The sequence below is a fragment of the Pokkaliibacter plantistimulans genome (genome assembly GCF_003194385.1).
Taxonomy (GTDB): domain Bacteria; phylum Pseudomonadota; class Gammaproteobacteria; order Pseudomonadales; family Balneatricaceae; genus Pokkaliibacter; species Pokkaliibacter plantistimulans.
Map to the genome: position 1 here is coordinate 1 of NZ_LAPT01000132.1, position 10,276 is coordinate 10,276.

7 protein-coding genes are annotated in these 10,276 nt (G+C 51.8%); 6 read left to right on the top strand and 1 reads right to left on the bottom strand.

The features are described 5' to 3' along the window. Nucleotides 1-136: 136 nt before the first annotated feature. The gene (rph, locus tag WH50_RS23395; RefSeq protein WP_110189611.1) at nucleotides 137-907 is read right to left on the bottom strand and encodes a ribonuclease PH; all 771 of its coding nucleotides are present in this window, start codon (nucleotides 905-907) and stop codon (nucleotides 137-139) included. A 202-nt stretch (nucleotides 908-1,109) separates the two neighbouring features. On the opposite strand from rph, the gene WH50_RS23400 reads away from it, so the two are divergent. The 6 genes from WH50_RS23400 to WH50_RS23425 all read left to right on the top strand — a co-directional run. Continuing rightward, a complete protein-coding gene (locus WH50_RS23400) occupies nucleotides 1,110-1,973 on the top strand; it encodes a YicC/YloC family endoribonuclease (protein WP_110189612.1) in 864 nt (287 codons plus the stop codon). A gap of 171 nt (nucleotides 1,974-2,144) precedes the next feature. Next, entirely contained in the window at nucleotides 2,145-3,356 is a 1,212-nt protein-coding gene (locus tag WH50_RS23405; protein ID WP_110189613.1) for a tyrosine-type recombinase/integrase, read from the top strand. A 129-nt stretch (nucleotides 3,357-3,485) separates the two neighbouring features. Beyond that, a complete protein-coding gene (locus WH50_RS23410; RefSeq protein WP_110189614.1) occupies nucleotides 3,486-3,779 on the top strand; it encodes a type II toxin-antitoxin system RelE/ParE family toxin in 294 nt (97 codons plus the stop codon). Between the two features lie 14 nt (nucleotides 3,780-3,793). Further along, complete coding sequence (locus WH50_RS23415; RefSeq protein WP_110189616.1) at nucleotides 3,794-4,120, top strand: HigA family addiction module antitoxin; 327 nt, start codon at nucleotides 3,794-3,796, stop codon at nucleotides 4,118-4,120. Nucleotides 4,121-4,227: 107 nt separating this feature from the next. Continuing rightward, the gene (locus WH50_RS23420; protein WP_110189615.1) at nucleotides 4,228-8,424 is read left to right on the top strand and encodes an NACHT domain-containing protein; all 4,197 of its coding nucleotides are present in this window, start codon (nucleotides 4,228-4,230) and stop codon (nucleotides 8,422-8,424) included. Nucleotides 8,425-9,557: 1,133 nt separating this feature from the next. After that, nucleotides 9,558-10,276, top strand: a 719-nt coding sequence (locus WH50_RS23425) for an integrase domain-containing protein (protein WP_243410248.1), incomplete at its 3' end; no start/stop codon positions are given.

Here is a 10,276-nt window from a genome sequence, read left to right on the forward strand (position 1 = left end):
CTTTTTCGCCTGTTTCTTGTGCCCTCGGGGTATTTCCTTGTCTCGGCTGCCTCGATGACGTTTTTCAACAGCCTGTTAGCACCCAAAAACGACAAAGGGCCGCGGTTGCGGCCCTTTGTTGTCAGACTGTGGCAGATCAGCCAGCCAGCGCGGCCCGCTGCAGTGTGCACAGTTCCTTGATGCCTTGCTCAGCCAACTCCAGCATCTCGTTGAGCTGTGCGCGGCTGTAGGATTCGCCCTCGGCAGTACCCTGCACTTCGACAAAGCCACCGTTGGAGGTCATGATCACGTTCATATCGGTCTCGGCGGCGGAATCTTCGTCATAGTCCAGATCCAGCACGGCCTTGTCCTTGTAGATACCCACGGAAACCGCGGCCACCATCTGCTTTAGCGGGTCATGCTTGACGCCGAAGGACTTGTCCTGACGGATAAAGTTGAGTGCATCCACCAGAGCCACACAGGCACCCGTGATGGAGGCTGTGCGGGTACCGCCATCGGCCTGGATCACGTCGCAGTCGATATTGATGGTATTTTCTCCCAGCTTCTTCATGTCGACCGCAGCACGCAGTGCACGACCGATTAAGCGCTGGATTTCCAGGGTACGGCCGCCCTGCTTGCCACGGGCTGCTTCGCGATCATTGCGGGTGCTGGTCGCACGCGGCAGCATACCGTACTCGGCGGTTACCCAGCCCTGGCCCTGGCCCTTGAGGAAACGAGGTACGCCACGGGTCACGCTGGCGGTGCAGATCACCTTGGTGTCACCGAACTCCACCAGGACCGAACCTTCGGCGTGTTTGGTGTAATTGCGGGTGATGCGCACAGTGCGCATCTGATCGACGCGACGGCCACTGGGACGCATAAAATCGATACCCAGTTGTTTGAGCTGATCAGACAGAGATGAAGACATGCACAAAGTACCTTGTTGAGCTGATACGGATCACGCAGATTAAGACGCCACGGAAGTAAGGTACTGACATCACCCCTGCCATAAGCAGGTGACTGCTCTCACGCAGATGCAGAATCCGTACATTCCATAAGTTCAGGCCCGGCGGGACCGGGTGCTAGAATACCAGATCATCCACCATTACGCAGTGTTCGAGGGACGACAGATGACTCAAAGCATGACCGCCTTTGCCCGTAAGGAAATCCAGCAGGAATGGGGCACCCTGGTGTGGGAGATTCGCAGCGTCAATCATCGTTATCTGGAGCCCATCCTGCGCCTGCCCGACAACCTGCGTGAATTGGAGACCGGCCTTCGGGAAAAGCTGCGTCAGCACCTGTCACGCGGCAAGGTGGAGTGCACCCTGCGCTTTCAGGCGGCTGCCGGACAGGGGTCGATGGTCATCAATGAGCCGTTACTGCAGAGCCTGCTGGACGCCTGCGATCAGGTACAGACGCTATTGCCCAAGGCAGGCAAGCTCAATCCACTGGAAGTGTTGCAATGGCCGGGCGTGCTGCAGAGCAGTGAGCACGATCTGGCCGAGGTACAGGCTGAAGCGCTGGATCAGTTTGATGAAGCGCTGGCCGAGCTGGTACAGGGCCGTCAGCGTGAAGGCGGCGAGCTGGCCCAGCTGATACTGCAACGGCTGACGGCCATGAGCAGCATCGTTGCCAAGGTGCGTGATCTGTTGCCTGCCATTCTTGAACGCCAGCGCCAGCAACTGCTGGACAAGTTCGCGGAGCTGCAGATTGAACTGGACCCCACCCGGCTGGAGCAGGAAATGGTGCTGCTGGCACAGAAGGCTGACGTCGCCGAAGAGCTGGATCGCCTCGACACCCATATTCAGGAAGTGAAGCGTGTGCTGCGACAGAGCGGCTCCATTGGCCGCCGTCTGGATTTCCTCATGCAGGAGCTGAATCGCGAAGCCAATACCCTGTCCTCCAAGTCGATTGTGGCTGATACCACCCAGCAGGCAGTGGAGCTCAAGGTACTGATCGAACAGATGCGCGAGCAGGTACAGAATATTGAATAGTTTTCCCTTGCTTTCCAACACCTTCTTATCATTGAAAAAGCCCTGATCCTAAAGGGCTTTTTCTTTTCATCTTATCTTGCTTGGTTTCATCTTGTTTCATTCATGCGGTGAGTTAACTGGTGAGTAATGGCTCTGTATGCTTACATTAAATGGTGAGTAATAGGAGGGCCAATGGCCATGACAGCGAAGCAAGTTGCTGCACTTGCAAAGGCCGGAGAGCCAATACGAAAGTCAGACGGTAAAGGGTTGTACTTCGTCGTCCCGGACTCGGGAAGCCCATACTGGGCTCTAAGATATAGCATGGATGGAAAACGCAAACAGATGACACTGGGTCAGTATGCCGACATGTCACTGGCAGATGCTCGAACAGAGGCAGAAGTCTTCAAGCGCGAACTCCGTCAGGGAGTCGACCCGTTGATTGCCAAACAACGCCAGAAATGGATCAGGATCAGCAGCGTCGATGACTTGTTCCAGGATTGGTACACGAATGACCTGCTCCCCAGACTAAAGCATCCCAATATTCCGGCCAGGATTTTCAACAAAGACATCAAACCAGTCATCGGTGAGCTCAAAATTCATGATGTAACAGCGCTTGATGTTCGAGAAGTCATCCATCGAGTCAGAGACAGCGGGCGTCCAACCGTTGCGAACGACACCCTGGGTTACATGAAGCAGCTCTTCAACCACGCAGTAAAGCTTGAGCTGACCGCAAACAATCCTGCATCACCTTTCACCATCAACGATGCCGGGGGACTCGAAGAATCCCGAGCCAGAGCGCTGAAGCTGGACGAAGTAGAACAGGTATTCAAAGTTTTCAGGAAGCATCTGAACAGCTTTGGCAGAGACAACTACCTGTCATGCTGCCTGTTCCTGGTGCTCGGGAACCGGAAAAGCGAGTTGTGCGAGGCCCCCTGGTCAGAATTTGATCTGGGGCAGTATGTTTGGCACATACCTCAGGAGCGGATAAAGACCGGAATCCCAATCTCTATACCTCTACCAGGCCAAGCCATGGAGTGGCTGAATGAGCTCAAAGTAAGATCACTGGGTTCTGAGTACGTTTTCCCAGCCAGGCGCCGCAGCAAACTGCCCCATATGGGGCCTGACACCCTGAATCGTGCGATCTCCAAGCTGTTTGGACGAGAAGCAGGACGGAAGATCCAGCCACCCAACGTAATGGGCGACATCAAGCACTTCACCGTCCATGATCTCAGGCGAACCTTCAGAAGCCTAGCCTCCTCAGTTGGGACGCCGCGTCACATTGCGCGTCTCTGCACCAACCATCGGCAGGGAGGAGTAGATGGTATCTATGATAGGCATGAGTACTTCGAGGAGCGGAAAGCGGCTCACCAGAAGGTAGCCGATCTGGTCTCGTCATACCTATAGGCGGCTTGTCCGTGCAACCATCCCATATACCAACGATTGGAGTAACCATCCGGGACACTCCAGTCGGAATCAAGCCAGTTGACGCACAATTATGTTGTGCATATCATGAAGTAAAGAGAATCGCACGATATGGCTGTCGAGTTTAGAGACACGTGGCTGGAAGCGTTTTACGAGGATGACCAAAGCCACAGGAGGATACCTAGTACCATCGAAGGTGCATTGTTCAGGAAGCTGGAGATCTTGGACGCAGCGACCCAGGAGTCAGACTTGAGAATCCCTCCGGGTAACCGCTTCGAGCACCTTGAAGGGAATATGGCCGGGTGGTGTTCCATCCGGGTAAACAAGCAATACCGGCTGATCTTCAGATGGATCGATGGCATTGCCCAAGATACCTATCTGGACCCCCATGTTTACAGGGGCTAGTGGAGGATAAGGTTATGAGGAACACAAAACGTCGCCCAGTAACGGTCGGTCAGATGCTGGTGACCGAGTTCCTGGAGCCTATGAACATTGAGATCAACGAACTGGCTGAAGCCATGGGTGTGCACAGAAACACCCTGAGTCGGATCGTTCACGACAAGGGGGCTTTGACCGCGCCCATGGCAATCAAGCTGGCTGCGGCCTTGGGTAATACGCCGGAGTTCTGGCTCAATATTCAGCACTCAGTAGAGTTGTGGGATGTTCGGCATAGAGCCTTTGAGCGTGAAGTGAGGAACGTAAAAAGAGTCACACCTCACCTGGATAATAGAAAAGTGGCCCATTGACAGCCGATACCTTCAGTGTGGTATGGCTAATTGAGCATCCTTATACATTGTTCCAAGAGAACAAGTCATATTTTGATGGTGCGGCTTAGAAATACTGAGAGGGACTGGTGACAACAATCGACTTCAAGCAAATTCGCAGTACCCCGAAAAGCCGTAATGATAGTTTTGAGGCTCTCTCGGTTCAGCTTTTTCGAAGTATTTGTACAGCACCTAAAGGCTCAACTTTTGTGAGTTTGAGGGGTGATGGCGGCGATGGTGGTGTCGAGGCCTATTTCCGCACGCCAGAGGGTTCCGTTCTAGGTATTCAGGCCAAATATTTCTTTAAGCTTGATTTGGCAGAGCTTGGGCAGATTGATGGCTCACTGCAAACTGCGCTCATGAATCACCCGAATCTGTCCGAATACTGGGTGTATATTCCCTTCGATCTCACCGGACGGGTAGCCGCTGGAAAGCGAGGCAAAAGCCAAGCCGAGCGATTCGAAGAGTGGAAATGCAAGGTGGAGGCTGAAGCAAGTGCCCGAGGCTCTATGCTCAGGATCATTCCATGTACTGCGGCGGTTATTCAGAGCCAATTGTTAAAACTAGATCAAAACGGCGGGATGCGCAGGTACTGGTTTGATGAGTCGGTGCTGACAAACGCGCAAATTCAACATTGTTTAGAGGAGGCAACGGCGTTTGCGGGCCCAAGGTACACTGCCGCTCTTGACGTTGTCACAAGTGCGCATATTGGGCTCGATTTCTTTGGCGGGATCGGTGACTTTCAGGCTTGGCGCGACGAATCACTAGCGCCAACCATCGCTGAAATTCGATCGCTCAAGGGCTGGGGAGACAAGGCGCTAATTATCTTGGGCGACGCTGATACCGCAACAGCTCGCAAGTTGATTGACCAGGTTATTGCAGAGTGCGATGGCATGAAGGATGCCTTGTTGAGCGCTTCGGGGATCAGTGATGTCTGCCGTAACTTGGCAAGCCTATTACCATTTCTCACCAAGGTGCGAGAGGCTCAGGAACAGGCCTTCTATGAGAAATACGGACGAGATAAAGACACTCCTGGATTCCGTCAATTCCATGCTGAATACATGTGTGCCTTCCCTGCCGGGGAAATGGATGCTGCACGCAAGTGGGAAGAACAAGCGCTAAAGTTACAAGCTGTGCTCACTTCTCAGGAAGTTGGTGCCGCAACAACACACTCTCTGCTATTGGTTGGTCCCGCCGGGATTGGCAAGACCCATGCGATTGTAAGTGCTGCGCTTCGGCGACTGGCGTATGGTGGACACTCATTGGTTGTCTTTGGTGACGACTTTGGCAAGACAGAGCCATGGGAGGTAATACGCAGCAAACTAGGCTTTGGAGCAGATATTGCGCGCGCGACCTTGTTCGAGTGCCTCCAAGCATGTGCAGAGCATACTGCGTTGCCATTCGTTATATATATTGACGCACTGAATGAGAGCCCTCGTGAGGCACGATGGAAGAACAAACTCCCAGAGTTTCTGGTTCAATGCAGGCCTTATCCCGATATCAAAGTGTGCGTCTCAACAAGAGATACATACCAAAATTTAGTCGTCGACTCACGGTTTCCAGGATTTGCCTTTGAGCATGTTGGATTTGCTGGCCAAGAATTTGAGGCAGTTCAAGCTTTTGCGGCTCACTATGGGCTTGATACCGAGATTACGCCTCTCTTCTCGCCAGAGCTTAGCAATCCACTGTTCCTGCATTTGGCATGTAGAACTCTCAAGGATGAGGGACGTAATACCCTAGACGTATCCCTCCCTGGATTCGTTGCCCTCCTGGAAGGGCACCTCAAGCACTGTGATGATCTTGTCCGGGAGCGGTTACATTATTCCAATCCTCGAAATCTAGTGCGGGCCGCCATGATGTGTCTCGCAGAAGTTTTGACTCAAAATCTACCAAACGAGCGGACATGGGAGGTTTGCTCAGCCGCCCTAAAAGGGCTGGTTGGTGCAGAAATTACACCTGAGGCAATGCTCAAAGAACTTGAGCAAGTGGGACTCGTTATACTTTCATCTGGTGAAGATGATTCTTGGCTGATTCGCTTGGGATATCAGCGCTACGGTGACGTTCTTCGTGCCACGAATCTCATCGAAAGTGTGATTCAACCCTCAGGCACAAATATACCTGAGTTAGCTGAAAAGTTGAGTGCACTCGCAGCAGACGAAAAAGGTATATTGGAAGCATTAGCGGTCGTTCTTCCAGAAAAGACTGGCATAGAAGTAACTGCGAGTGGACTGGGGCTGGATTCGGCGCTTGCACATCGAATATTTATTAATGGCTTGACTTGGCGTTCACGCGATAGCATTTCATATGACATAGACAGTCACGTATATGAGGCGCTATTTACACCAGGCCTTTGGCAGCAAGTATACGAAGTATTCTTCCGTCTTAGTCTTGTGCCTGATCATCACTTGAATGCTGCAAATTGGCTTGGGCCATTCCTACGTCAATCTTCAATGGTCGATCGCGATGCCTACCTTTCTGTCGCCGCATATAAGTCGTTCGATGCCAAAGGTGCAGTCTGGTCTCTCATCAACGCTGCTCTACATGCAGATATTCAAAGATGGCCTATGGAAAGTAGGCAATTGGCGGCGTTTGCGCTTGCTTGGTTGACCTCATGTGCCGACCGGCGGGTGAGGGATCTTTCTGCGAAGGGGCTCACAAGGATTTTGGCAAGCCAACCTGATCTTGGACGAAGGCTCGTCGATGAATTCCATGGATGCGATGATGACTACATCCTTGAGAGTATCTCACTAGCTGTGTACAGCGCGTGTTTACTGGAGCGTGGCCGCAAACAGGAGTTCCTCTCCGCACTGGCGAGCTTGTTGAATGCCACATTCGATAGCCCAAACGTCTTGATACGGGATTCTATTCGTTTGCTAGGCCGTGTTATGCAGGATGCTGACCTTCCTGCAGCGCTAAAGAAGAGTTTGGATGTGTTTCCCTCAAAGGTTCCTGTCCCCAGCTCATGGCCAACACTCAATGATGCGCAACCGTTGCTGGATCTAGAGGGCTTGCCGTTAAACATGAAGCTCTGGGGAGACATGCTTGGGACGGACTTTTGGCGGTATCAAGTTGAATCGAAAATTTCAGATTTCGATCTGGAAAGTGCGGATATCAGTTATGAGAATATCGCATGCTGGTTGATGACTGAGACTTTACAGCTTGGCTATCCTGGTTACAGAGATTGTGCTCTTCATACGGATAGAGCAATTAGCAGTGAGTTCGGAACTGGTCGTGGCCGCAAGGGATACGCTGATCGACTTGGCAAAAAATATTACTGGATACTGCTCCACCGTCTCTTAGGAATCCTCGCTGACAATGTTACCCCGAAAAAGGATTCATACTCCGATTGGATACCCAGCCCAGAACATTTGTGGTCAGTCGATGTTCGAAAGGTGGATCTCACAGATATTCGAGACATCAGCCCAACTCAAGAATATCCAGACGAAATACTTCGCGGCTCAAGGTATCCTTTCCCAGAGCATACAAGTGATATTAAACAATGGGTATGGTCAGATGACTTCTCATCACATGGACAATGCATAGTTCGAACCTCTCAAGCGGGTGGTGAGTGGGTAGCACTTTCCCTAAGCACCAGAGACGACGATAAGAGTACTGATGATGTTTCATGGAGCACACCGCACCTGGGGGTTAGTTTGTTCTACACCAGCCTGTTCGTTGATAGCTCGATGACTGCTTATAAACATGGCTCTGGTGAAAGGGATGTATTTGATAGCCAAGGCGCAAGTTGCTATCGAGGCTATTTTGCCGAGTATCCTGATGGTCCCGTGTTCGATCAGATATCAGACGAGGGTTACTTCAACAAAGGCTCAAATGGCATAGAGTTCTCAGAGGTAAGTTTATTACGTGGAGATGAATGGGAGTACGACTATTCCCATACGACGCCTGAACGGAGCGAACATCTCAGCGTCCCATGCCAGCACGTAGTCAAAGTTTTGGATCTACAATGGGATAGGCAGAGAGGATGGGTTGATTGTAATGGCGATTTAGTGGCTTTTGAGTCAAAGGAGAAACGACGAGATGGATTGTTCATTCGTCGTACTAGCCTAAATAAATATTTACTGAGTACAGGGCGACAGTTGGTCTATCGACGCTTTGCAAACCGTGGTTTTTTCTCTAGTAGTAACGATGGTTCACAAATTGACTTATTTACTTGGCTGCAATACCAGCCCGAGGGTGACCCCAAAATTCTGGCTCAAAACTCACGCCCTTTTAATTGCGGTGAAGGCCCTAAAGAGCAGACTGAAAACAGTAACTTTCCCTTTTAATATTTGATTGATGTTTATTTTTCACTGTGCTGCTATCCAAGTGATAAATTTTTAGCCAATCACCTGATTGAGGACAGTGCTGGGGAAATAATCGCCTGGCGAAAATATTCTTATCTAATCCAAACAGCACCTAAAAGTGACTTCTTGATAATCGTGATTCAAAGATGGATCTGTAAAAACACGATACTCTATCCAAAAGCAATCTAAAAACCACTTCTTGATATCATCAGGGCGTTCCGATGATAGCGGTGGGATACTACTTCATCAAAAAGCCACCGAAAAGCGACTTTACGATGGGCTTGACGGCTCTATCAGCTTGATTAATATATGAGTTGTAAACGGTAGCTGGCCCAAAACAGCATTTTTCCAAATCCAAGGCGTTTGCCTTCACTTCGTTAACCCTCAGGGGGACTGTCCCCTAGGGGCACTCCTCCGTCTAAAACCTATCTCCCCGGAGGAAAATCAGATGTTTATCATCACTGTGCTTGCAGCGTTCTGCTGCTGCCTGCGTTTGTGCATTTCGCAAGCGATCAGGCTTCCATATCGTGACTTGGCTGACAGCTATGTCGCGTTCCTGGTGCTCAATTCCGAGCGGCCAAATACAAGAGGGCCTCCCTCATCCGTCAGAACGAGTGCTGGATTTCCGGCTTACTCGATGCTCCACCCCGTCTCTGTCGCCGCAGGCGTAAACAGAGACGGGGTATAGCCCCCGACGGAAGCCTTGTGCCTCAACGGCTCAAGGCTTTCGCCCCGCGCACGAATGTGCGCGAACAATACCGCCTTCGGCGGTTGGCGCGCTTCGCGCTTCCTTTCCAGAGAATGACACGACAGTACCAGCCGGATCTGCTGGCAGTTTGTTCCATCGGAACAGACCAGCCAGTGGAATGAGTAGTTCGCTCCATAGCAGTACCGCTCGTATTAAATGACCGTGGGCATCGGTTTATCTGCCCTGTGCCTGGGCGAGATCCCCAGCGTTGGCCTTAGCATGCAGAGCTAATCAAAAACTGCGTTTCACTTACCACCGAGTACGGACGGGCCAGCAACAAGTTGATTAACAAGATCATGAGGAGCATACGGTGCGCTCAGAGAGGACTAATCCGGACTCCCGGAATTTTGGTCTCCAAAGTCGCGATATGGGCAAGGCAGGCCTGAATGCACTGAAGGAAGGTATGAAGAGTTTCCAGTCCATAGCCACGATCCACGACCGATGGAGCGTGTTTGGCGCCTGGATTAAGTCCGAACAGGGCATTAAGGACATGCGTGATATAGAAAAGGCTCATTTGGTCGCTTATGCGGCGCACCTTAATGATCGCTATGAGCGGGGAGAAATCGCGCCATCCACCGCGCAGAACTACCTGAGCGCAGTGAATCGGGTGATGGAGATTGCGCGAGGCGACCGACAGGTACGTGTAGACCCCGTCTCCGAGGGTGGACTTCCAAAGCGCTCAGGCATCGCCACTGGCGACCGGAGTGTTTCGGAAGCGGCCCACAATACTGCTATGGGGGCAGCCTCTGAGCGCCTTGGGGCTTTGCTGGAACTACAGCGTAATTTTGGTCTACGGTTCGAGGAATCGGCCAAGCTGGATGCTGTCAGGGCACTAAGAGAGGTCGAGAAAACTGGCTCCGTGAGTATTAAGGATGGCACCAAGGGGGGCCGGGCGCGCACCGTTCCGATCACCAACGATGCCCAAGTTAATGCGCTCCAGCGGGCCGCCGCCATACAGGATGGCCGCAGCATGATCCCCGCCGAGCAGAATTATCGCGAGTTCCGGCAAGAAGCCTACCGGGAAATTGGCCGCCATCCGTTGAACTTCCATGGTGAACGGCACCACTTGTATCTCTTCTGGAGTTT

Bases quoted from the DNA above. Each gene is read 5' to 3' on its own strand.
- rph (WP_110189611.1), bottom strand. From the start codon at position 907: ATGTCTTCATCTCTGTCTGATCAGCTCAAACAACTGGGTATCGATTTT.
- WH50_RS23400 (WP_110189612.1), top strand. From the start codon at position 1,110: ATGACTCAAAGCATGACCGCCTTTGCCCGTAAGGAAATCCAGCAGGAA.
- WH50_RS23405 (WP_110189613.1), top strand. From the start codon at position 2,145: ATGGCCATGACAGCGAAGCAAGTTGCTGCACTTGCAAAGGCCGGAGAG.
- WH50_RS23410 (WP_110189614.1), top strand. From the start codon at position 3,486: ATGGCTGTCGAGTTTAGAGACACGTGGCTGGAAGCGTTTTACGAGGAT.
- WH50_RS23415 (WP_110189616.1), top strand. From the start codon at position 3,794: ATGAGGAACACAAAACGTCGCCCAGTAACGGTCGGTCAGATGCTGGTG.